Raw genomic sequence first — 20,085 nt, forward strand, 5'->3', positions numbered from 1 at the left:
TTTGCAGCAGTGCAATGTAGGGTAGCCATACGGTCGTACCAGCAGGGATTTCCACGTTTGGAGGACCTCGTGTCGACCGACGCCATCGTTGTGCTCAAAGAGGACCACAAGACCGTCAAGCGGCTCTTCAAAGAGTTCCAGTCCACGGGTGACGGCGCGAAGCGGCGCAAGGCGGACATCGTCGGCCAGATCCTGCGGGAGCTGACCGTCCACACCTATCTCGAGAACGAGATCATGTATCCCGAGGTCCGCAAGCTCCTGCCCGACCTGGACGACGACGTGCTCGAGTCCTACGAGGAGCACCACGTCGCCGACGTGCTCTGCTTCGAGCTCGCCACGATGAGCCCCGACGACGAGCACTACGACGCCAAGGTCACCGTCCTCATCGAGAGCGTCACCCACCACATCGACGAGGAAGAGCAGGAGTGGTTCCCGAAGGTCCGCGAGGGCCTCGGCCGCAACCAGCTGCAGGACATCGGCGCCCGCATGCAGCAGCTGCGTCCCGACGCGCCGACCACCCCGACCCAGCCGAAGGCGCTGAAGAAGGCCCTCGACGCGATGACCGCCTGACGACCCGGCATCCCGACCGCCACCCGGGCGCGGGGCCGGCCTGACACCACAGGACGGCGCCGCGCCCGTGGTGCCGCCGGCGGACGTCAGTCCGGCGTTGTGGTGGCGGGGTCCGGCAGCAGGGTGGCGGGGTCCGGCAGCAGGGTGGCGAGGGTCGGGAGCGTGACGAGGGCCAGCGCGGCGGCGGCGACGGCGACGGTGCACGCGGCCAGTGCCAGGGCGGTCAGCCCGGCGGCCTGGGCGACCGCGGGGCCGGCGACGGCGCCGGTCAGGGTGGCGAGGGCGTCGCCGCTGAGGAAGACGGCGGTGACGCGGCCCAGGACGGCGTTGGGCAGGTGGCGCTGGATCGTCGTCTGCGGCACGGCCCACGTGAGCGAGCCGAAGACGCCGATCCCGGCGGCGGCGGGCAGGGCGACCGGCAAGGAATTGGCGGTGAACAGCACGAGGAAGCCCGCCGCCGTGCACAGCAGGCTTCCGGCGTACAGCTGCCGCGGCTGGATCCGGTCGACCAGCAGACGGATCAGTGGGGCCCCGAGCAGGAAACCGGCGCCGAGGGCCGAGACGACCAGGCCGGCCTGGCGGGGGCCGCCGAGCTCCGTGACACCGAGGGGGATGAGCAGGGCGCTGAGGGAGCCGTTGGCGAGGGCGAAGGTGGTGCTGACGACCAGCAGCCACCGGGTCAGCCGTGCGCCGCCGACGACCCGCAGCCCGTCCAGCAGGTCCTCGCGGAGCCGCCGGCGCGACGACGCCAGGACCGGGCGGTGGGCGGTGAGGAAGATGGCGAGGGCCGAGCAGAGATACGTCGCGGCGTCGATCCAGATGAGCGTGGGGAAGCCGAACGTGAGCAGCAGGACCGCGCCGAGCGGGGCACCGATGAGGCGGACGATGCCGTCGGTGCCGGCCGTGAGCGCGTTGGCGCTGCTGAGGGTGGTGCCGGTGCCGACGATCGCGGGCACGTAGGCCTGCGCGGCCGGGCGGAACAGGGCCGAGCCGGTGCTCTCCGCGGCGAGGGCGGCGTAGACGAGCCACACGGTGCCGGGGGAGTCGACGAGGAGCATCCCGGCGACGGCGCAGGCGCGGAACACGTCGGTGGCGAGCATGACCCGGCGGCGGTCCCAGCGGTCGCTCAGCGCCCCGGCGAGCGGGCCGAGCAGCAGCACCGGAAGATACTCCGCGGCGAGGGTCAGGCCGGTGGCCATGAGCGAGCCGGTCAGCTGCAGCACGTGCGCGGGGACGGCGACGGTGAGCAGCCAGCTGCCGAGGAGGCTGACGGACCGGCCCACCCACAGCAGCCTGAAGTCCCGCACGCGCAGCGCCTCGAGCATGCCCGTCCCCCCAACGGCCGAAGCGGCAGTGTAGCGCTGTCCCGGCCGGTACCGTCGAGACGATGGGCATGCGAGACGCGGTGCGCCGCCGGATCTGTGCCGCGGTGGTCGTGACGATCGTGGTGCTCTCCGCCTGCGGCGGCGGCCCGCCGGCCACCCCCGGTGAGACTCCCCGGCCGGGCACTGGGGTGCTCGTCCTGTACGACACGACCGGGCAGTACGGCGACCTGGGCGAGCTGTACGCGGTGCAGGCCGGCAACCTCGCCTCCCACTTCGGGAAATGGGACGCGCTGCCGGTGTCGTGGTACACGGCCGGCAGCGCCGCGCGGCACAAGCTGACGATCTACGTCGGGTCGACGTACGACGAGCCGCTGCCCGACGCGTTCCTCGCCGACGTCGCCGGCGGCGCGCACGTGCTGTGGATGGGCGCCAACATCTGGCAGCTCATCGGCAGGTACGGCGGGACGGGGCTGCGGACGGCGACGATCGACGAGGCCGCGGTGACCACGGTCCGGTATCAGGGCACCGAGCTCACCCGCAACGCCGCGGCGGGCGCGATGGTCCGGGTCGGCACCACGCCCGGCGCCGACGTGACGACGCTCGCCGACGCCGTGCTGCCCGACGGATCCGTTGTGCCGTATGCCGTGCGGGCCGGCCCGCTGACGTACATCACCGAGGTGCCGCTCACGTACGTGACGTTCGACGACCGGTACCTCATCCTCGCCGACCTCATGTTCACCCTGCTCGACCCGGACGCGCCGGGCCGGCACCGGGCGCTGGTGCGGATCGAGGACGTCGGCCCGCACTCCGACCCCGCGCAGCTGCGCACCATCGCCGACTACCTCTCCGGTCGCGGTGTGCCCTTCTCCGTCGCGGTGTTCCCGGTGTACGACGACGCCGGCGGGATCTATTCGGGCGGCGTGCCCGTGCACAAGACGCTCAGCACCGCACCCGCCGTGGTCGACGCCCTCAGGTACATGGTCGACCACGGCGGCACCCTGCTCATGCACGGCTACACGCACGGCATGGCCGGGGCCCGCAACCCGTACGGTGTCAGCGCCGAGGACTACGAGTTCTACCGCGCGCACGTCGACGCCGACGGCACGGTCGCCCTGGACGGTGCGGTCCCGGACGACTCGGCGCAGTGGGCGCTCGGCCGGCTCGCCGCGGCCCGCCAGGAGTGGACCGCCGCCGGGCTGACCCCGCCGGACATCTGGGAGTTCCCGCACTACACGGCCAGCGCCACCGACTACCGGGCGATCGCCACGGCGCCCGGCATCCGCGCCCGCTTCGAACAGGTCCTGTACTTCTCCGGCGTCCTGTCCGGCACGCCGTCCGGCAACCGGTCGGTGAGCCAGTTCTTCCCGTACGTGGTCGACGACCCCTACGGCACCCCCGTGATCCCCGAGACCCTCGGCAACGTCGCCACCCAGCGATTCAACCAGCACGGCGTCCGGCTCGCCGAGGACCTGCTCGCCTCCGCCCGCCGCCAGCTCGTCGTCCGCGACAACGTGGCGGGCTTCTTCTACCACCCGTTCCTCGGCCTGCAGTACCTCCCGCAACTGGTCGAGGGCATCCAGCAGCTGGGCTACACCTTCGTCCCGGCGCCGTCCCTGCTGTGAGGCCTGCAGGGAACCATTGGGGGACTCCCGGCGTCAGAGCGTCGTGACTTCGGGGAGATTCCAGATCATCGGCACGGTCGTCGCACTGCTCGCCACGCTCGCGGTGACCGGGTGCGCCCGTGCGCCCGGCACGGCACCGGCGGCGGTGGCTTCCGACGGGAGCCGCGCACCGGACGTCGACATCTACGCGCAGGTGCTGCGCCGGTATCTCGGCAACTCGTCGGAGAACTCGTTCCCCGAGCGGACGTTCACCCTGGTGTACGTCATGGACCGGACGTTCGCCAACGCCGGCGAGCCGACGGGGAACCGCGGCGCCGGCGTGCCGATCGCGGAGGACACCCGGCAGCGGATCGCCGCCGCGCTGGCCCCGGAGACCCGGATCGTGTTCGTCGCCGAACGGTCGGCTGCGGTCGAGACCAAGGACGGCTGCGCGCAGGTCAAGGACGGTGGCATCCTGATCACGCTCGGCCCCGTGGAGGGCGGCCGCAAGCAGGTCGAGGTCGGCATCGAGGGGTTCGTCGCCTGCCTCGGCGCGACCTGGCTGACGTACGTCGTGCGGTACCAGAGCGGCGACGGCTGGCAGGTCACCGGCACGACGGGGCCGGTGGCGGTCTCCTGACCCCGGCCGCGCTCACCCGCGGAACCCGGCCGGCCGGCAGAGCCCGGCGCGGCAGTGCGGCGGTACTAAGCTGACCTGGTCCGGGCAGCCGTCTCGAAGGGGTCACCGCACATGGCGAAGGTCATCTCCACGTTGTTCATCTCCGCCGACGGCGTGGCCGAGATCGACCCCGACTGGCACTTCCCGTACTTCGACGACAACATGGGCCGCTGCGTCGGCGAGGACTACGACACCTCGGACGTGCTGCTCATCGGCCGCGAGACCTACGACAGTTTCGCCGGCGCGTGGCCCGTGCGCGAGGCGGCGGGCGGCGAGGACGCGGGCTTCGCCAAGCAGCTCGGCGACACGCGCAAGGTCGTCGTGTCGCGGCAGCCCCTCGAGTTCACGTGGCGCAACTCCGAGCTCGTCGCCGGCGACCTCGCCGAGGCCGTCGCCGCGCTCAAGGCCGACCCGGGCATCAAGGGCATCCTCATCCCGGGCTCGGTCTCCGTGGTGCAGCAGCTGCTCGCCGCCGGCCTGGTGGACGAGCTGCGCCTGCTCGTGCACCCGGTCGCGGCGCGCAAGGGCCGCCGCCTGTTCGACGACGGCGACGCCGCGTACCACCTGAAGGTCATCACGACCGAGGTCCTCCCGACCGGCGTCATCCGCGTGATCTACGCGCCCACCGAGGCCCCGCAGCAGGCCGGCTACGACGACGTCAAGGACCGGGTGCCCGCCGGCGAGTGACCCGCCCGGCTTCCGGCCGCGCCTGGAGCGGCGGGTCCGCGCCGGGCCGCGGGCTTCGAGGATCCGGTCCTGCGCCGACACTGGTGCGACGACCTCGCGTCCCCACGCCGTCGGTCCGCGGCCGGGCCCGGTCCGGGCCGGCTCGCCCTTCGCCGACCCTTCGCGGACGCCCGTAGCCGCCGCCCGACCGACGCGGTCGTGATCCGCGCGATATCGGGGCCGCGAACGGGGTACGTGAAGGGTATGGGCGAACACAGCACGGATGATGACGCGACGATGGGCACCACCGGCACGCCGGGCACCGAGGGCGCCGACGCGATCGACGACCCCGACCGGCCCAACGGGTCGGCCGAGGGCGCGAGGACGTCGCTGGGGTTCGGCGGGCAGGCCGACGCGCCGGGGCTGCCGTTCGACCGGAAGCCGCAGTCCGACGACCCGGTGCACAGCATCCGCAACGACTGAGGTCAGAGCCTGACGACGGCGGTCTCCCACTGGAAGCCGGCCTCGTCCGACCACGACGCCACGGCGGTGCCGCGGGGGACGTCGCACGGGGCGGGGCCGTTGAAGACCATGCCGGCGGAGCCGTCGGCGACGCACCAGCGCAGGTGCGCGAGCAGCGCATCGTCGACACCCGCCTCCGTGAGAGTGGCCTCCCACTCCTCGTCGGCGTCGAACTCGTACTCGGACAGGTCCTCGGGCCCGTCGCCGACCTGGGTGGCGGCCCGCATCGCGTCGAACAGCGAGCCGTCGGAGGCGAGCCGCACGTACGCCACGCGCCACCCCTCCCGCGGCGGCAGCGGCAGGTCCCGACCCTCGACGTAGTCCTCGGCATCGGCGTCGGCGAGCTCGAACAGGGAGCCCGCGGCGTCGACCCGCAGCGGCCCTTCGTCGGTCATCGCCAGATGCTGGTGCACCAGGACGGTGTCGCCGCGCAGGGCCGCGGGGTCGAGCCACTCGGGCAGCCGGTCGAGCTCCGCCTCGCGCAGGAAGTTGCCCCATACGTACACCGCATAGGTGGGGCCCTCAGGCAGCGTGCCGCCCAGCATGGCCTCGAACGCGGGGGTGAGCCTGGCACGCCATTCGGGAGACATGCCGGCTGATCCTAGTCAGTCGTGGTGGCCCATTTCGAAGCGGTCACCGGCTCGGCCGGCATGATGATCCACAGGATGGGGTAGACCAGGATCTGGCTGCCGGGGATCAGCAGCAGGATCAGGATGAACAGCAGCCGTGCCGGCCACGGGTCGATCCCGAAGCGCCGCCCGAGCCCGGCACACACACCGCCGAGCACCCTGCCCTGCGCCGGCCGGACCAGGCCCTGTTGTCGCATCGACTGGTACACGGTCTCCATCGTCTTGCTCCTTCACGCTGTCTGCTTGTACCGTCAAGCGTGCGGCAGCGGGACCGTCGGCGGCATCAGGGAACGACCCCGGTCAGACCCTGAACTGACCCACGAGAACCCGGAGCTCCTGACTCATCGCGGACAGCTCGTGCGCGGCGGCGCGGGTGTCCTGCACGCCGCCGGTCGTGCCCTGCGCCGCCGCGGAGATCCCGGCGATGTTCGCCGCGATGTCCGCCGAGCTCGTCGCCGCGTGCGTGATGTTGCGGCTGATCTCGTCCGTCGTCGCGGTCTGCTGCTCCACGGCGCTGGCGATCGTTGTCTGGTAGTCGCCGAGCCGGCCGGTGATCTCGACGATCTGGTTGATCGCGTCGGTGGCGGCGGCCGTGTCGTGCTGGATGCTCTGCACCTTCGCGGTGATGTCCTCGGTGGCGCGGCCGGTCTCCTGCGCCAGCTGCTTCACCTCACCGGCGACCACGGCGAAGCCCTTGCCCGCCTCACCGGCGCGGGCCGCCTCGATGGTGGCGTTGAGGGCGAGGAGGTTCGTCTGCCCGGCGATCGCGGTGATCGCCTTGACCACGTCGCCGATCTCCCGGCTGGAGTCGGCGAGCCGGCCGATGAGGTCGAACGTCGCCTGCGTCAGCTGGTTGGTCTGGCCACCGATCCTGGCCGCCTCGGCGGTGGTCCCGGCGATCTGCTGGATGGAGATGCTCATCTGTTCGGCGCCGGTCGCCACGGTGCGAACCGTGTCCGACACCTCGTCCGCCGCCGTGACGATCCGCTCCGACCGGTCCGACGTCTGCTGCGCCCCGGCCATGATGTGGGTCGACGTGTCGGTGAGCTTGGCGCTGGCGTCGGCGACGGTCGCGGCCGAACTGCCGATGGCGCGGATCGTGTCGCCGATCTTCCCGACGAATGTGTTGAACGACCGGCTGACGGACGTGAACTCGTCGTCGCCGCTGTCCTCGAGGCGGCGGGTCAGGTCGCCGTCGCCGTCGGCGATGTCGGCGAGCCGGTCGCCGATGGCGCGCAGCGGCCTGATGATGGACAGCGACAGCGCGACGGCGAGCACGATCGACAGCAGCAGCGCGGCGCTGCCGGCGAGGGTCGCCACCCGGTTCGTGGTGCTCGACGACCGGTCCGCCGCCTTCTGCGTCGCCGCCCACTTCTGCCGCGCGACGGCCTCCAGGTCGGCGACGCCGTCGGCGATCGTCTGGTACACGTCCAGGGCCTCACCGGCGACGATGTCGTTCGCCGCCGAGGTCCGCGCCGGTGTGCCGGCCCGGTAGTCGGCGATGACCTTCTTGTCGAGGTCGAGGAAGCCGGTCCAGGCGGTGCGGATCGACCGCACGTCCTCGTGCTGGCCCGCGGTCAGCGGCAGCGCCGCCATCTTGTCGATCTCGCGGCCGAAGTCCGTCGCGGCGGCGAGGAACGCCGAGCGGGACGGTGCCGTGTCGGCCGCCGCGTCGTCGGCGCCGCGGACGATGTCGAAGGCGTAGCCCGCCTGCCAGCCCAGCACGTCGGTGCTGCGGAACTTCAGCTGCTGCGCCGCGTCCAGCTCCTCCTGCGCGGCGGAGAGACTGTCGGCGGTCGTGCGGGTGCCTTCCGCCGACGACAACGCCGTCAACCAGATGGCCACCACGCACAGTGAGACCGTCAGGAAACCGACCGCCAGCCGCGTCGCGACCCGGGTCCGCCGGAGCATGTTCATTTCGTCGAGCCTCCTGAGCGGTGTCACGTCATCGGGCAAACTCCTGGGGCTTATCGGCGCCGGGCGCGGGCACGGCAGAGAAACCGGCGGACTCGCGGATCCTGGCGAACAGCGGCGACTCCAGCAGCTGCCGCCAGGGCAGGAAGAGCGGGTCCGGGAGGTTGTCGAAGTCGTGCCAGGCGAGGTCCGTGCACTTGTCGGGCTCGAGGATCGCCGGCTCGCCCGCGACGTGGTCGCTGAGCATCCACACGGTGACGTAGTGCCGGTCCTCGTCGGTGAAGACGTCGTTGGTGACGGCGCCGAAGCGGACGCGTGCGATCTGGACGCCGGTCTCCTCCGCCACCTCGCGGACGGCGGTGTCCTCGAACGACTCGCCGAACTCGAGATGCCCGCCGGGCACCGACCACGTGCCCGCGCCGTGCGCGCCGCGACGGCGGGCCATCAGGAACCTGCCGTCGCGGAACACGAACACCGCTATCCCCACCCTGACCATCCCGGGAGCCTACAGATCCGCGAGGTCCGCTTCGCTCAGCGTGACGGCGGCGGCGGCGCCGTTCTCCTCCAGGTGCGCGAGGCGGGACGTGCCCGGGATCGGCTGAGGGGCGGCCGTCCACGGCACGCCCGCCGGGTGGCTCCTCTGCGGGGATGATCGCACGGGCTCGGCGACGACCGGTCCCGCCCCGGCCGCTACTCTCGCCGCCATGGGTGCGACGGGACTGGTGGCCGCGGTGGTGAGCGCGGGACTGATGGCGTGGCCGGCGCCGGTGGTGAGCCCGTCCACCTCGCCCCCGGCCGCGGTGCCGTGCCCGTACGTCTCGATCCCCACCATCCCGCCGACGCCGCCGTCGCCCGAGCGGGACCCCGGCGCCGCTGTGGTCGGCGGCGGGCGGCTCGGCACCACCGGGCTGGCCGTCGCGCCCGGGACCGCGGCGCCGCCGACCCTGTCCGCGATGTCGTGGATCGTCGCCGACCTCGACACCGGCGAGGTCCTCGGCGCCTGCGCGCCGCACCTGCGCCGCCGCCCCGCGAGCGTGCAGAAGCTGCTGCTCGCCGCGACCGCCCTGCCGAAGCTCGACCCCGCCCTCGTCGTCGAGGCGACCGCCGAGGACCTCGCCCTGCCCGCGGACAGCTCCGCCGTCGGCATGATCGTCGGCGGGAAGTACCCGGTGTCGACGCTGTGGCTCGGGCTGCTGCTGCAGTCCGGCAACGACACCGCCAACGCTCTCGCCCGGGTGGCCGGCGGCGACGGGGGGGTCGCCGCGACCGTCGCCGCGATGAACGCCGAGGCGCGCCGGCTCGGTGCCGACGACACCCACGCCGTCACCCCGTCCGGCCTCGACGCCCCCGACCAGCTCACCAGCGCCTACGACCTGGCGCTCATCGCCCGCGCCGACTTCGCCCGGCCGGACTTCCTCGCCTACGACACCACGCTCGTCTTCCAGTGGCCGGCCCAGCCGCCGAAGGACCCCAAGGGCTTCCAGATCCAGAACGAGAACAAGCTCCTCACCAGCTACCAGGGCGCCATCGGCGGCAAGACCGGCTTCACCGACGAGGCGCGGCACACGTACGTCGGCGGCGCCCAACGCAACGGCCGCCGGCTCGTCGTCACGATCATGGGCGCCGAGATCGTGCCGGCCCGCGCCTGGAAGCAGAGCACGATGCTGTTCGACTGGGGGTTCGCGCTGCCCGCGGGGACGTCCGTCGGCCACCTCGTCACCCCCGAGGAGGCGGCCGTCCTGCACAGCCCGCCGCCCCCGTCGACCGGCCCGTCGGCGGTCGCGGTGGCGCTGCCCGCCCGCGGCGGCTACTCGATCTGGCCGACCGTCATCGCCGTCGGGGCGGTCGCGCTGACCGCGATCGTCTTCGGTGCCGTCATGGTGATCAGGCGGCGCCGCGCGGCATAGGATCGGGCATGCCCTTCGAACCGCCCGCGACACGGATCGGGCTCGGGCTCGCCGCCGTCGGCCGTCCCGGGTACATCAACCTGGGCCGGGACCGGGACCTGCCGCCGGACCGGTCCGTGGAGGCGCTGCGGGCGCGAAGCCATGAGCTGCTCGACGCCGCGTACGCCGCCGGGATCCGCTACTTCGACGTCGCCCGCTCGTACGGGCTGGCGGAGGAGTTCCTCGCCGGGTGGCTGGGTGACCGCCGCGACGTCGTCGTGGGGTCCAAGTGGGGCTACACGTATACGGCGGGGTGGCGGGTCGACGCGCCGGTGCACGAGGCGAAGGACCACAGCGTCGCCACGTTCGACCGGCAGGTCGCCGAGACCCTTGCCCTGTTCGGGGACCGGCTCGACCTGTACCAGATCCACTCCGTGACACCGGAGAGCACCGCGCTGACCGACCCGGCCCTGCACGGTCGCCTCGCGGACCTGGCCGCCTCCGGCGTCACCGTCGGGCTGTCCACCAGCGGGCCGCACCAGGCCGACGCCATCCGCGCCGCGCTGCGGGTCCAGGTGGGCGGGGAGCCGCTGTTCCGCAGCGTGCAGGCGACGTGGAACCCTCTCGAACCGTCGGCGGGGGAGGCGCTCGCCGAGGCGCACGCGGACGGGCGGACCGTCATCATCAAGGAGTCCCTCGCCAACGGGCGGCTCGCCGACCGCGACGCGGACGCGATCGCCGCCGCGCTGCGCCGGCCATGGGCCACCGTGGTGCTGTCCGGGGCGGCGACCACCGCGCAGCTCGCCTCCAACCTGCGCGCCCTCGACATCACCGACCCCGGCCCGCTCCCGGCCGCCGAGCCGCCCGCCGGCTACTGGCGCCACCGCGCGTCGCTCGCCTGGGCATGACGCGCCGTTTCCTTCAGCGGTGACCGCGCCGCCGCCGGGCTGACCGCGGGCTGCGCTCCCGGGCGCCTTCCGCGGCGGTGGCGCCACCACGACCCGGCTCCGCCGGTTTTCCAGATGCGTGCGGGCGGCCGATCGGCGAGTATGGCCGCCGTGTGGCAGCTGCCGTTCTTCGACCGGCTCCGCGACGCCGACCGGATCCTGATCGCCGGCGCCGGGTTCGGCATCGACGCGTACCACGGCATCAACACGTGCAGGTGCTGGAGAACATCGCCGCGCTCGACCGGGCGCAGGCCTATCTGGGCGCCTTCACCGTGCCGTCCCACGGTCCGGAGGCGGCGCTGTGCCGTTCCGCCGTCGCGCACGCCGCTGCCCGCACCCCCGGCCGGGAGAGCATCGTCAACGGCCAGATCTCGGCGGCGCTCACCGGCGCGGCCGGCGACGTGCCGCTCGCCGGCCGTGCGTCCTCACTGTTCGTGAACCCGCTGATGGCCATGTACTTCACGTTCGACCTCGCCGGGCTGGCGGCGCAGTCCCTCTACCTGTCCCGGATCCGGGGCACCGACACCATGCTGCAGGTCAGTCACCTCATCGAACGCTTCCGCGACGAGGTCACGCCCCGGCCACGCGTGGCGTTCCCGCATTGACACTTGTCAGGTTGTGCCGCTCCGGCCGCCACCCTCGCACGGCACCCGACAGGTAGACGAAGAGCGCTCCGACGAGCCACGGGTACAGGACGGCGACGAACATCAACGGCAGCATCATCCCCGCCGGGAGCCACACCAGCACGCTGACCACGGCGTAGACGGCGAGGCGCACCAGGCCGCGCTTGAGACTGCTCCCGCCCGGCGTCAGCCCCCTCGCGACGTTGAACAACGACCTCACCAGCAGCCCGAGCCCGACCAGGACGGCGAGCAGCGACGCCTGGAACGTGCGCGGGTCGAGGACGTCGACCTTCGCGTCCTTGGTGTCGGCCTGGATCGCCTCCGCGAACACGGTGCGCGCCCCGCGCAGATCCGCCCCGGTGAGGTCCGCCTGCGTCAACGACGCCCCGGTGAAGTCGGCCCCGCGCAGGTCGGCCTTGGCCAGATCCACCTGGCTGAGGCGGGCCTCCGTGAACGTCGCGTCCCGCGCGTCGACGGTGTTCAGTTGCGCCTGCGTCAGGTCTGCTCCGTCGAACCGGGCGCCCCGCAGGTCGGCGCCGGTCAGCGTCGCCTGGGTCAGGTCGGTGCCGCGGAACGACGCCCCGTGCGCGTCGACCCCGGAAAGGTTCTCCTGCGCCAGATCCAACCCGTCGAGCACCGCCCCGTGCAGGTCGGCGCACGTCAGATCCGGCAACTCCTCGACCGACGTGATGTGCTGCCCGGCCAGCTGCGCCCGCGTCTGCGGACACTCGGGCCCACGGACCGGCTCCGCACCCGCGGGAGCGCCGCCGATGAGACCGAGCGCGGCGACGGTCAGCAGCACGCCCACGACATGGGCAAGACGGTTGGTCAGCACGCGCAACAGCATCAGCCGTCCCACCCCTTCCGCGCCGCACTCCGTCCGGATCGCGACACGGCGCGATCGGGTCCCCGGTTCCGGTCGCGCGTCGACCATGGCCGCATGGCCGTGGAGACCTGTCCGCCGGCGGAAGCTGATCCTGAGCCCGTAGCGGCGGCATTCGCCGCGGTCGGACGGCTCGATGCCTGAAGCGCTCGGCGTATGCATGGCTCACCGACTTCGTCGGCTTCCTGCCGATGCCGTCCGGCGGCGAGCGCGAGGCCCTGGTCGCCGCCGACCACAACGCCGAGATGATCGGCCACATCGCCCGCTATCCGCGCCTGCGCGACCGGTCCATCTTCGTCGGCGACCCGGACGACGTGATCGACGAGCGCTTCGGCCCCGACCTGCCCCACATCCGCGACTGGACCGAGCAGCACTACGACTTCGCCGGCTACGTCACCGGCTCCGCCCCGCTCACCGCCGGTGCCGGCGTCGGCGGCGGTGCTGAGGGCGGTGCTGAGGGCGGGAGTTCGCGGGCCGCGTTGCGCGCGTCGCTCGGGTATCGCGCCGGCGAGCGGGTCTGCGTGGTCACCGTCGGTGGGTCCGGCGTCGGCGGCGACCTGCTTCGCCTGGTCGCCGCCGCGTTCCCGTCGGCCGCTCGGCGGGTTCCGGGTCTGCGCATGATCATGGTGACCGGGCCGCGCATCGACCCGGCCGCGGTGACGGCACCCGCCGGGCTGGAGGTCCTGCCGTATGTGCCGTCGCTGGACCGGCACCTCGCGGCCTGCGACCTGGCGGTGGTGCAGGGCGGGCTCACGACCTGCATGGAGCTGACCGCGGCGAACCGCCCGTTCATCTACGTGCCGCTGCGCAACCATTTCGAGCAGCAGTTCCACGTCACCCACCGGCTCCGCCGGCACGGTGCCGGTCGGCGGATGGACTACGACACCCTCACCCCTGACACCTTGGCGGCGGCGATCGCCGAGGAGATCGACCGCCCGGTCGCCTACCACCCCGTCCCGTCCGACGGTGCCGCCCGGGCCGCCGCCCTGCTCGCCGACCTCTTCTGAGCCTGTTCTGAGCCTGCGGGCGCGATCGGGCTGGGCGGGCGGCTTCAAGACGGGCGGCGTCAAGGGGTGAGCGCCTCCCACAGGTGTGGGTGCCGGGTCAGGTGCAGGAGCCGCTGCGCCAGGCGTCGGTGGGCGGGCGTCTGCGTCGAGGCACCCCACAGCGGCGCGGTGCTCATCCCGTCCGCCGCCGCCACCACCAGCGTCAGCACGTCGGGGGGAAGCCCGTCGGCGGCGAGGGCCGCGTCCCACCGCTCCGCGTCGGCCCGGGCGAGCTCGGCGACCGCCGGCAGCGTCATGAGCTGAGTGATCAGGGCCAGCGACTGGCGCATCGCGACGTCGTCCTCGACCGGCGCCAGCGCCGCCCGGATGTAGGCCCGGGTCAGCCGTCCGGGCTCGGTGTCCGACGGGTCCAGCGCGGCGTCGACGCTGGCCTGGAAGGCGGCCAGCTGATCGCGGGCCAGCTCCAGGATCAGCTCGTCCTTGCTGGCGAAGTGGTAGATCAGTCCGCCCTTCGACACGCCGGCGAAGCGCGCGATATCGTCCAGCGAGGCGTGGATCCCACGGGCGCGGACGGCGTCGGCGGCAGCGTCCACCAGGGCTCGTCGGGTGTCGTGCGGCGACCGGCCGGCTGTGCGTCCCACGACGACACCGTACCTACGGTCGCGGCGTGCGCGGCGACGGGATCAGCGTCCATGCGAGCACCGCCGCCGCGAGGGTCAGCGCCGCCGCGACCAGCGAGGTGACCTGCATGCCGGTGATGAACGCGTCCCGCGCACCGGCGGCGGCTTCCGGCTGCAGCACCTGCAGCGCCGGGCCCAGCGAGTCACGGACCCGCGCCGCGTCCGTGGCCGGCAGCCCGGCCGGGACGCTCACGTTGTTGCGGTAGACCAGCGACAGGAGCGAGCCCAGCACCGCGATGCCCAGCACCACGCCGAGCTCGTTGGCGGTCTCGGTGATCGCGGAGACCGAGCCCGCCTTGCGTGGCGGTGCGGCGGAGATGATGGCGTCGCCGGTCAGTGTCATCGCCAGCCCGATGCCGAGGCCGATGGGCACGAGCGCCAGGCCGAGCCACAGGTACGGCCCGTGCGCGGCCCCCGCGACCGCCGCCAGCCCAGCGGCGGCCAGGCCCAGGCCGAGCGCGATGGCCCGCCCCCGGCCGAGCCGGGCCACGGCCAGCGCGATGATCGCGACCACGACGATCGAGGCGAGCGTCGCGGGCAGCTCGGCGAGCCCGGCCTGCAGCGGGCTGTGTCCGCGGGCGAACTGCAGGTACTGCGAGAAGAAGAACAGCAGCCCGGTCAGCGCGAAGATGGCGATGACGTTGGCCGCGACCGCCCCGGAGAACGCCGCGCTGCGGAACAGTTCGACGTCGAGCATGGGCTGCTCCAGCCGCCGCTGGCGCCGCACGAACAGCAGCCCGGCCGTCAGCCCGGCCAGCAGGCACGCCACGATCACGCCGTCGACGCCCGATCCGACCACGTGCTTGACGGCGTAGACGACGGGCACGATCGCCGTCATGGACAGCACCGCGGAGAGCACGTCGAAGCGGCCCGGTCGCGGATCGCGGGACTCGGGCAGGAGGACGAGGCCGGAGACCAGCACCAGGACCATCACGGGCACGTTGATGAGGAACACCGACCCCCACCAGAAGTGCTCGAGCAGGAACCCGCCCACGAGCGGCCCGATCGCCGATCCCGCCCCGAAGGCGGTGGACCAGACCGCGATCGCCCGCGTCCGTTCGGCGCTGTCGGGGAAGATGTTGCGGATCAGCGACAGCGTGGACGGCATCAGCGTCGCCCCTGCCACGCCGAGCAGCAGACGCGCCCCGATCAACGCCTGCGCGCTGGTGGCGAACGCGGCGAGCAGCGACGCCGCGCCGAACGCCACCGAACCGATCAGCAGGACCCGCTTGCGTCCGAACCGGTCGGCCAGATTGCCCATCAGCACCAGCAGGCCCGCCAGCGTCAGCGAGTAGATGTCACCGATCCAGAGCACCTGCTCCGCGGTCGGTGCCAGGCTCGTGGTCAGCGCCGGCACCGCCAGCGAGAGCACCGTCCCGTCGATGGCGAGCAGCAGCACGGCCGCGGCCAGCACGGCGAGCGCCGCCCACCGCCGCCGCGCCGACAGCACCGGCTCCGCAGCCGGCGTCACGAGGGAAGTCATGGCGGAACTGTACCGGCTGGTCGGTAAAGTTTGTCAGCGTGATCCGCGGCACCCATGCGCGAAGAAAGTTCGGTGGTCGTGTCGAAAGGCGGTGGGGGTGTTCGACGCGTTGGTGAGCGGCACGATGGGCGTGCGGCGTGGGCGAGGAGGACGAAGATGTCGTTCCAGGCGTATCTCGACAACATCGAGGCCAAGACCGGTAAAATCCCGCGGGAGCTGCTGGCCCTCGCGGCCGAACGTGGGCTGGACGCGCCCGGGGTGAAAGCGGGTGCGATCGTCGGCTGGTTGAAGGAGGACTTCGACCTCGGCCGCGGGCATGCGATGGCGCTCGTCCACGTGATCAAGAACGGTCCGGCGATCCCGGGCAGGCACGTCGGGACGACCGGAGCGCACCGGGACGAGAGTGACACCCTGTGGCTGGACGGTAAGGCGAACCGGCCGGTGTAGGCGCGGGCGCCGGCTCTCGGTGCCGGACAACGCTCGTCGCGAGTGGCGAAATCCGCCGGATCCGCGAGATCCGTCAGATCGGCGAAATCGGGAAGATCGCCACAGATGTCCTTGTCCTGTTCGCGGTGCCCGGCACCGGGGATCCGGGGCGGGGCATGGCATGGGTCCAGCGGTTGATCCCCGCGGTGCCCGCGGACCGGTCCGCCGGGTGGCTCATGGTGATCAACGGTTCTCGATTGATGGTCCATTGACCGTAGTACAAAGGTCACCCAGTGCAATATGGTGGCCTGACGTGCACCTGCGTGAATGGACCTGCGTCACATCGGAGGAGCCGTGCATCGCGCCCGTCGGATCGTCATCACGTTGTCGGCAGGGATCCTCCTGGCCTCCGCGCTCGTCGCCGTGCAGCACAGCGCGGCGCGGGCGGAGGCCGTCACCTCCGGTGGGTACGCCGCCGTGATCAGGCGCACCAGCTACGGGGTGCCGCACGTGCTGGCCGCCAACGTCGGCAGTGCCGCGTTCGGGCAGGCCTGGGCCTACGCGGAGGACCGGTTCTGCGACCTCGCCGACCAGATCGTCAAGGTCCGCAGCGAGCGGTCCAAGTGGTTCGGCCCGGGACCCGACGGCGTCAACCTGGCGACCGACCTCGCCTACCAGTCGCTCGGGCTCGTCGACCGCGCCAGGGACCAGCTGACCCGGCTGCAGCCCGAGGAGCGCGACGTCCTCAACGGCTACGTGCGCGGCTTCAACGCGTACCTCGCGGCCACCGGGGCGGCCAGAGTTCCCGGCTGGTGCGCCGGGCAGCCGTGGATCGCGCCCGTCAGCGCTGTCGACGTGCTGGCGTACCAGCGCAACATCGCGATCCTGGCCAGCGGTGACGCCCTGCTCGGCCCGATCGCCGCGGCGACCCCACCGTCGAGCCTCGATGCCAAGCTGCCGATCGGCGCGGCGGTCACCGAGGACGGGCTGCGCGGGCTCGACGAGCAGAAGGCACTGTCCAGCAACGGCTGGGCGCTCGGCGCGGACAAGACGCAGACCGGCAAGGGCATGCTGGTGGGCAACCCGCACTTCCCGTGGGAAGGCGAGCTGCGCTTCTGGGAGTCGCAGCTGACCGTGCCCGGCAACCTCAACGTCTACGGCGCGAGCCTCGGCGGCCTGCCCGGCGTGCAGATCGGCTTCACGGACAAGGTCGCGTGGACGCACACGATCGCGGAGGGCTCGCGGTTCACGTTCTACTCCGTCGACCTCGTCCCGGGCTCGCCGACCACGTACCTCGTCGACGGCCGGCCCGAGGCGATGACGTCCAAGCAGGTGACGATCCGGGTCGGGCAGAGCACGGTGACCCGCACGATGTGGTTCACCCGCTACGGCCCGGTCCTGGACCTTTCCGCGATCGACCCCGCGTTCGGGTGGAGCACGACGACCGCCTACACGTACCGCGACGGCAACATCGACAACGACCGGCTGCTGCGGGTGTGGCTCAACATGGCCCGCGCCACCGACGTGGCCGGCCTGCGCGCCTCGATCGGGCGGGACCAGGGCATCCCGTGGGTGAACACGATCGCGACCGACTCGGCCGGCAACGCCTGGTACACCGACTCGTCGCCGACGCCGAACCTGTCCGACGCCTCCCTGGCCGAGCTCGCGGCCCACCCGCTCGGCGCGCTCAACGGCAGCGACAGCGCCAACGGCTGGGTCGTCGCGCCGGGGGCGCGCTCGCCGGGGCTGATCCCGTTCGCCCAGCAGCCGCAGCTGCAGCGCCGCGACTACGTGTTCAACGCCAACGACAGCCACTGGGTGCCGAACCAGAACAGGTTCCTGACAGGGTTCTCGCCGTTGCAGGGCCTCGAGGGTACGCCGCTGTCGGCGCGCTCCAGGCAGAACCTGAAGCTCATCAACGGCACCGCCCGCTTCGACCTCGCGGGGCTCGGCACCGCGATCCTGTCCGGTGACTCGCTGACCGCCGCGGAGCTCGCCGGCTACGTCGTCACGTCGTGCCGCGCGCAGGGCACCCGTCCGGTGTCCGTCGACGGTACGCCGGTGGACATCAGCGCCGGTTGCGCCGTCCTCGGCGGGTGGGACCGGCTGTTCGAGCTGCCCAGCCGCGGTGCGGTGCTGTGGCGGGAGACGATCGGCGCGGTCCTCGCCGAGCACCCGGACGCGCTGACGACCGCCGGGCCGCTGTTCGGCGTGCCGTTCAACCCCGCGGACCCGGCCCGCACCCCGCGCGGCGCCCCGTCCGACCCGGCGCCGCTGCTGACCGGGCTGGCCCGGGCGATGCTGCGGATGCGCGCCGCCGGGCAGCCGTTGAACGTGCAGCTGCAGACCGTCCAGTACACGGTGAAGGCCGGCCAGAGGATTCCCGTGCCCGGCTCGACGGAGAACGTCGGCATCGCCAACATGGCGCAGTACGAACCGTTCCCCGGGTCGTCGCGGGAGCCGTTCATGAACCCTGGGACGTTCGTGCCCGGCAGCGACCTGACCGACAAGGGCTACGTCGTCAACTACGGCACCAGCTTCCTGCTGACGCTCGCCTACACGTCGTCGGGCCCGCAGGCGCGCTGCATCCTCACCGCCGGCGAGGCCAACGACCCTGACCAGACCTTGTTGTGGCGCAACAAGCAACTGCGCGACTGCCGCTACTCCGAGTCGTCGATCGCGTCCGACCCGAAGCTGACCGTCAAGACCGTCCGGGGGTGACGGGTCAGCGACCACCCCGGCCTCACCCTGTCCTCGCCGGATCCGTCGGTACGGTGGGAAGATGACGGCTGCAGCACCGGTCATCTTCGGGTTCGACGGATCCGCCGCGGCGGCACGGGCCGTGCGCGACGCTGCCCCGCTGCTCGGGCCCCGGCACGCCCTCGTCGTCACGGTCTGGGAGGCCGGCCGGCGCTTCGAGGCCGCGACCCTGCCCGTCACCGGGCTGGAGATGCCGCCGACCGTGCTGGACCTGCGCAGCGCGATCGAGGCCGATGCGGCGGCGTACGATGCCGCCAAGCAAACGGCCCGGCACGGCGCGCACCTGGCCCGGGAGGTGGGCTTCCTCGGCGTCACCGGCCTCGCCGTCGCCGACGACATGACCCCCGCCGACACCCTGCTGCGCATCGCCCGCGAACGCGACAGCCCCGGCATCGTCGTCGGTGCCCACGGGCACCGCAAGCTCAGCGAGCTGCTGCTCGGCAGTACAACCGACACCCTCGTGCACAAGGCGGACCGCCCTGTCGTCGTGGTCCGCGCCCACGCCGCGACCTAGGTGTGCCGCTGGGACGGCGGGTGCCAGACTTGGACGCATGGGTCTGTACACACTCGCGGCGGCACGCGCGGAGCTCGCCCGGTTGCGGCCGCTGCTCGACGAGCTCATTACCGTACGAGCGGACGCGACCGAGCTCGCGGCGGCGCTCGCACCCGGCGGCGAGCCGACCGCACTGGGCGGGCTGCCGGAGTGGAAGGCCTGCTCGGCGCGGTTCGACGAGCTGGTGACGTCGCTGCAGGAGGCGGACGTGCAGATCAAGGGCGTGGCGCCGCTGCTGCTGGACTTCCCGTCCTCGGTCGACGGCGTGCCGGTGCTGTTGTGCTGGCTCGAGGGGGACGCGGACCTGGCCTGGTTCCACCGCGCCGACCTGGGCTTCGCCGGCCGCCGCCGGCTGTAGTCACGCAACGGCGCGGTCCACGCCGGCCTGGGCTTCGCCGGCTGTAGTCACGCAACGGCGCGGTCCACGACGACCTGGGCTTCGCCGCTGCAGTCACGGAACAGCGCGGTCCACGACGACCTCGTAGACCATGTCGGTGGTGATGGAGCCGATCCGGGCGAGCTCCGAGGTGATGCGGGCCAGGTCCGGCATGTCGGCCGCCAGGATCTCCGCCACGTAGCAGGCCTCGCCGGTCACCCGCACGCATCGCACGATCTGCGGCTCCCGCGCCAGGACGTCGGCGACCTTGTCGTACAGGGCGCCGTGGACCTTCATCCGGACGACCGCCCGCAGCGGCAGGCCCAACGAGACCGGGTCGACCCTGGCCGTGTAGCCGGTGATGACGCCGCGCTCCTCCAGGCTCTTCAGCCGCGCCCTGGTCGCCGACACGCCGAGGTGGATCGCGGCGGCGAGGGTGGTCAGCGACGCGCGGGCGTCCCGCTGCACCACCGCGAGCAGCCGCCGATCGACCTCGTCGAGCCCGGGTGCGGTCATCGCGGCAGGCTACCGCAGATTCTGCGGCCGACCGGCCGG

General features: G+C 72.5%; 23 protein-coding genes. 13 read left to right on the forward strand and 10 right to left on the reverse strand.

The annotated features are described in order from the left end of the window. Nucleotides 1–69 precede the first annotated feature (69 nt). Entirely contained in the window at nucleotides 70–570 is a 501-nt protein-coding gene (locus tag ABZS58_RS08065; RefSeq protein WP_354778874.1) for a hemerythrin domain-containing protein, read from the forward strand. Nucleotides 571–656: 86 nt separating this feature from the next. Here ABZS58_RS08065 and ABZS58_RS08070 read toward each other — a convergent pair whose 3' ends face one another. Continuing rightward, nucleotides 657–1,895, reverse strand: a complete 1,239-nt coding sequence (locus ABZS58_RS08070) for an MFS transporter (RefSeq protein ID WP_354778876.1) — start codon at nucleotides 1,893–1,895, stop codon at nucleotides 657–659. A gap of 62 nt (nucleotides 1,896–1,957) precedes the next feature. On the opposite strand from ABZS58_RS08070, the gene ABZS58_RS08075 reads away from it, so the two are divergent. The 4 genes from ABZS58_RS08075 (at nucleotide 1,958) to ABZS58_RS08090 (ending at nucleotide 5,324) form a co-directional block, all read left to right on the forward strand. After that, the gene (locus ABZS58_RS08075) at nucleotides 1,958–3,517 is read left to right on the forward strand and encodes a polysaccharide deacetylase family protein (RefSeq protein WP_354778878.1); all 1,560 of its coding nucleotides are present in this window, start codon (nucleotides 1,958–1,960) and stop codon (nucleotides 3,515–3,517) included. Between the two features lie 43 nt (nucleotides 3,518–3,560). Continuing rightward, the gene (locus ABZS58_RS08080) at nucleotides 3,561–4,136 is read left to right on the forward strand and encodes a hypothetical protein (protein WP_354778880.1); all 576 of its coding nucleotides are present in this window, start codon (nucleotides 3,561–3,563) and stop codon (nucleotides 4,134–4,136) included. Nucleotides 4,137–4,247: 111 nt separating this feature from the next. Further along, the gene (locus ABZS58_RS08085; RefSeq protein ID WP_354778882.1) at nucleotides 4,248–4,862 is read left to right on the forward strand and encodes a dihydrofolate reductase family protein; all 615 of its coding nucleotides are present in this window, start codon (nucleotides 4,248–4,250) and stop codon (nucleotides 4,860–4,862) included. A gap of 243 nt (nucleotides 4,863–5,105) precedes the next feature. Then, complete coding sequence (locus tag ABZS58_RS08090; protein ID WP_354778884.1) at nucleotides 5,106–5,324, forward strand: hypothetical protein; 219 nt, start codon at nucleotides 5,106–5,108, stop codon at nucleotides 5,322–5,324. A 2-nt stretch (nucleotides 5,325–5,326) separates the two neighbouring features. On the opposite strand, the gene ABZS58_RS08095 is transcribed toward ABZS58_RS08090, so the two are convergent. The 5 genes from ABZS58_RS08095 to ABZS58_RS08115 form a co-directional block, all read right to left on the reverse strand. Continuing rightward, nucleotides 5,327–5,953, reverse strand: a complete 627-nt coding sequence (locus tag ABZS58_RS08095; RefSeq protein WP_354778886.1) for a hypothetical protein — start codon at nucleotides 5,951–5,953, stop codon at nucleotides 5,327–5,329. A gap of 11 nt (nucleotides 5,954–5,964) precedes the next feature. Then, the gene (locus ABZS58_RS08100; protein WP_354778888.1) at nucleotides 5,965–6,210 is read right to left on the reverse strand and encodes a PspC domain-containing protein; all 246 of its coding nucleotides are present in this window, start codon (nucleotides 6,208–6,210) and stop codon (nucleotides 5,965–5,967) included. Nucleotides 6,211–6,292: 82 nt separating this feature from the next. Then, nucleotides 6,293–7,909, reverse strand: coding sequence for a methyl-accepting chemotaxis protein (locus tag ABZS58_RS08105; protein ID WP_354778889.1), 1,617 nt, complete (start codon nucleotides 7,907–7,909; stop codon nucleotides 6,293–6,295). 28 nt (nucleotides 7,910–7,937) lie between these two features. After that, nucleotides 7,938–8,402: an NUDIX hydrolase gene (locus ABZS58_RS08110; protein WP_354778891.1), complete on the reverse strand. Its 465-nt coding sequence runs from the start codon at nucleotides 8,400–8,402 to the stop codon at nucleotides 7,938–7,940. 9 nt (nucleotides 8,403–8,411) lie between these two features. Continuing rightward, nucleotides 8,412–8,612: a hypothetical protein gene (locus ABZS58_RS08115; protein WP_354778893.1), complete on the reverse strand. Its 201-nt coding sequence runs from the start codon at nucleotides 8,610–8,612 to the stop codon at nucleotides 8,412–8,414. A gap of 43 nt (nucleotides 8,613–8,655) precedes the next feature. Here ABZS58_RS08115 and ABZS58_RS08120 point away from each other — a divergent pair, with 43 nt between their 5' ends. The 3 genes from ABZS58_RS08120 (at nucleotide 8,656) to ABZS58_RS08130 (ending at nucleotide 11,344) form a co-directional block, all read left to right on the forward strand. After that, entirely contained in the window at nucleotides 8,656–9,813 is a 1,158-nt protein-coding gene (locus ABZS58_RS08120) for a D-alanyl-D-alanine carboxypeptidase family protein (RefSeq protein WP_354779181.1), read from the forward strand. Nucleotides 9,814–9,821: 8 nt separating this feature from the next. After that, complete coding sequence (locus ABZS58_RS08125) at nucleotides 9,822–10,700, forward strand: aldo/keto reductase (protein ID WP_354778895.1); 879 nt, start codon at nucleotides 9,822–9,824, stop codon at nucleotides 10,698–10,700. 248 nt (nucleotides 10,701–10,948) lie between these two features. Beyond that, on the forward strand, nucleotides 10,949–11,344 hold the full coding sequence (locus tag ABZS58_RS08130) for a hypothetical protein (protein WP_354778897.1): 396 nt from the start codon (nucleotides 10,949–10,951) through the stop codon (nucleotides 11,342–11,344). On the opposite strand, the gene ABZS58_RS08135 is transcribed toward ABZS58_RS08130, so the two are convergent. Further along, complete coding sequence (locus ABZS58_RS08135; RefSeq protein WP_354778899.1) at nucleotides 11,310–12,197, reverse strand: pentapeptide repeat-containing protein; 888 nt, start codon at nucleotides 12,195–12,197, stop codon at nucleotides 11,310–11,312. The two genes, ABZS58_RS08130 and ABZS58_RS08135, sit on opposite strands and share 35 nt — an antisense overlap. 239 nt (nucleotides 12,198–12,436) lie before the next feature. Here ABZS58_RS08135 and ABZS58_RS08140 point away from each other — a divergent pair, with 239 nt between their 5' ends. Continuing rightward, a complete protein-coding gene (locus ABZS58_RS08140; protein ID WP_354778901.1) occupies nucleotides 12,437–13,252 on the forward strand; it encodes a glycosyltransferase in 816 nt (271 codons plus the stop codon). Between the two features lie 59 nt (nucleotides 13,253–13,311). On the opposite strand, the gene ABZS58_RS08145 is transcribed toward ABZS58_RS08140, so the two are convergent. Both ABZS58_RS08145 and ABZS58_RS08150 read right to left on the reverse strand, forming a co-directional pair. Further along, nucleotides 13,312–13,893, reverse strand: a complete 582-nt coding sequence (locus tag ABZS58_RS08145; RefSeq protein WP_354778903.1) for a TetR/AcrR family transcriptional regulator — start codon at nucleotides 13,891–13,893, stop codon at nucleotides 13,312–13,314. Between the two features lie 13 nt (nucleotides 13,894–13,906). Next, on the reverse strand, nucleotides 13,907–15,415 hold the full coding sequence (locus ABZS58_RS08150) for an MFS transporter (RefSeq protein ID WP_354778905.1): 1,509 nt from the start codon (nucleotides 15,413–15,415) through the stop codon (nucleotides 13,907–13,909). 156 nt (nucleotides 15,416–15,571) lie between these two features. Here ABZS58_RS08150 and ABZS58_RS08155 point away from each other — a divergent pair, with 156 nt between their 5' ends. From ABZS58_RS08155 to ABZS58_RS08170, 4 genes are all read left to right on the forward strand, one after another. Then, on the forward strand, nucleotides 15,572–15,862 hold the full coding sequence (locus ABZS58_RS08155) for a DUF4287 domain-containing protein (RefSeq protein ID WP_354778907.1): 291 nt from the start codon (nucleotides 15,572–15,574) through the stop codon (nucleotides 15,860–15,862). 333 nt (nucleotides 15,863–16,195) lie between these two features. After that, nucleotides 16,196–18,562 (forward strand): penicillin acylase family protein, encoded by a 2,367-nt coding sequence (locus ABZS58_RS08160; RefSeq protein ID WP_354778909.1) that lies wholly within the window; start codon nucleotides 16,196–16,198, stop codon nucleotides 18,560–18,562. Nucleotides 18,563–18,623: 61 nt separating this feature from the next. Continuing rightward, nucleotides 18,624–19,115: a universal stress protein gene (locus ABZS58_RS08165; protein WP_354778911.1), complete on the forward strand. Its 492-nt coding sequence runs from the start codon at nucleotides 18,624–18,626 to the stop codon at nucleotides 19,113–19,115. A 37-nt stretch (nucleotides 19,116–19,152) separates the two neighbouring features. Beyond that, entirely contained in the window at nucleotides 19,153–19,512 is a 360-nt protein-coding gene (locus tag ABZS58_RS08170) for a DUF2203 domain-containing protein (RefSeq protein WP_354778913.1), read from the forward strand. A gap of 93 nt (nucleotides 19,513–19,605) precedes the next feature. On the opposite strand, the gene ABZS58_RS08175 is transcribed toward ABZS58_RS08170, so the two are convergent. Beyond that, a complete protein-coding gene (locus ABZS58_RS08175) occupies nucleotides 19,606–20,046 on the reverse strand; it encodes an Lrp/AsnC family transcriptional regulator (protein WP_354778915.1) in 441 nt (146 codons plus the stop codon). Between the last annotated feature and the right edge of the window lie 39 nt (nucleotides 20,047–20,085).

The sequence above is a fragment of the Dactylosporangium sp. NPDC005555 genome (assembly GCF_040605635.1).
GTDB lineage: Bacteria > Actinomycetota > Actinomycetes > Mycobacteriales > Micromonosporaceae > Dactylosporangium.

Excerpts from the sequence above, each read along its gene's own strand:
- ABZS58_RS08070 (WP_354778876.1), bottom strand. The coding sequence starts at position 1,895 with ATGCTCGAGGCGCTGCGCGTGCGGGACTTCAGGCTGCTGTGGGTGGGC.
- ABZS58_RS08120 (WP_354779181.1), top strand. The coding sequence starts at position 8,656 with ATGGCGTGGCCGGCGCCGGTGGTGAGCCCGTCCACCTCGCCCCCGGCC.
- ABZS58_RS08105 (WP_354778889.1), bottom strand. The coding sequence starts at position 7,909 with ATGAACATGCTCCGGCGGACCCGGGTCGCGACGCGGCTGGCGGTCGGT.
- ABZS58_RS08090 (WP_354778884.1), top strand. The coding sequence starts at position 5,106 with ATGGGCGAACACAGCACGGATGATGACGCGACGATGGGCACCACCGGC.
- ABZS58_RS08165 (WP_354778911.1), top strand. The coding sequence starts at position 18,624 with ATGACGGCTGCAGCACCGGTCATCTTCGGGTTCGACGGATCCGCCGCG.
- ABZS58_RS08170 (WP_354778913.1), top strand. The coding sequence starts at position 19,153 with ATGGGTCTGTACACACTCGCGGCGGCACGCGCGGAGCTCGCCCGGTTG.
- ABZS58_RS08175 (WP_354778915.1), bottom strand. The coding sequence starts at position 20,046 with ATGACCGCACCCGGGCTCGACGAGGTCGATCGGCGGCTGCTCGCGGTG.
- ABZS58_RS08085 (WP_354778882.1), top strand. The coding sequence starts at position 4,248 with ATGGCGAAGGTCATCTCCACGTTGTTCATCTCCGCCGACGGCGTGGCC.
- ABZS58_RS08110 (WP_354778891.1), bottom strand. The coding sequence starts at position 8,402 with ATGGTCAGGGTGGGGATAGCGGTGTTCGTGTTCCGCGACGGCAGGTTC.
- ABZS58_RS08115 (WP_354778893.1), bottom strand. The coding sequence starts at position 8,612 with ATGGCGGCGAGAGTAGCGGCCGGGGCGGGACCGGTCGTCGCCGAGCCC.
- ABZS58_RS08150 (WP_354778905.1), bottom strand. The coding sequence starts at position 15,415 with ATGACTTCCCTCGTGACGCCGGCTGCGGAGCCGGTGCTGTCGGCGCGG.
- ABZS58_RS08095 (WP_354778886.1), bottom strand. The coding sequence starts at position 5,953 with ATGTCTCCCGAATGGCGTGCCAGGCTCACCCCCGCGTTCGAGGCCATG.
- ABZS58_RS08075 (WP_354778878.1), top strand. The coding sequence starts at position 1,958 with ATGGGCATGCGAGACGCGGTGCGCCGCCGGATCTGTGCCGCGGTGGTC.
- ABZS58_RS08155 (WP_354778907.1), top strand. The coding sequence starts at position 15,572 with ATGTCGTTCCAGGCGTATCTCGACAACATCGAGGCCAAGACCGGTAAA.
- ABZS58_RS08100 (WP_354778888.1), bottom strand. The coding sequence starts at position 6,210 with ATGGAGACCGTGTACCAGTCGATGCGACAACAGGGCCTGGTCCGGCCG.
- ABZS58_RS08140 (WP_354778901.1), top strand. The coding sequence starts at position 12,437 with ATGCCGTCCGGCGGCGAGCGCGAGGCCCTGGTCGCCGCCGACCACAAC.
- ABZS58_RS08125 (WP_354778895.1), top strand. The coding sequence starts at position 9,822 with ATGCCCTTCGAACCGCCCGCGACACGGATCGGGCTCGGGCTCGCCGCC.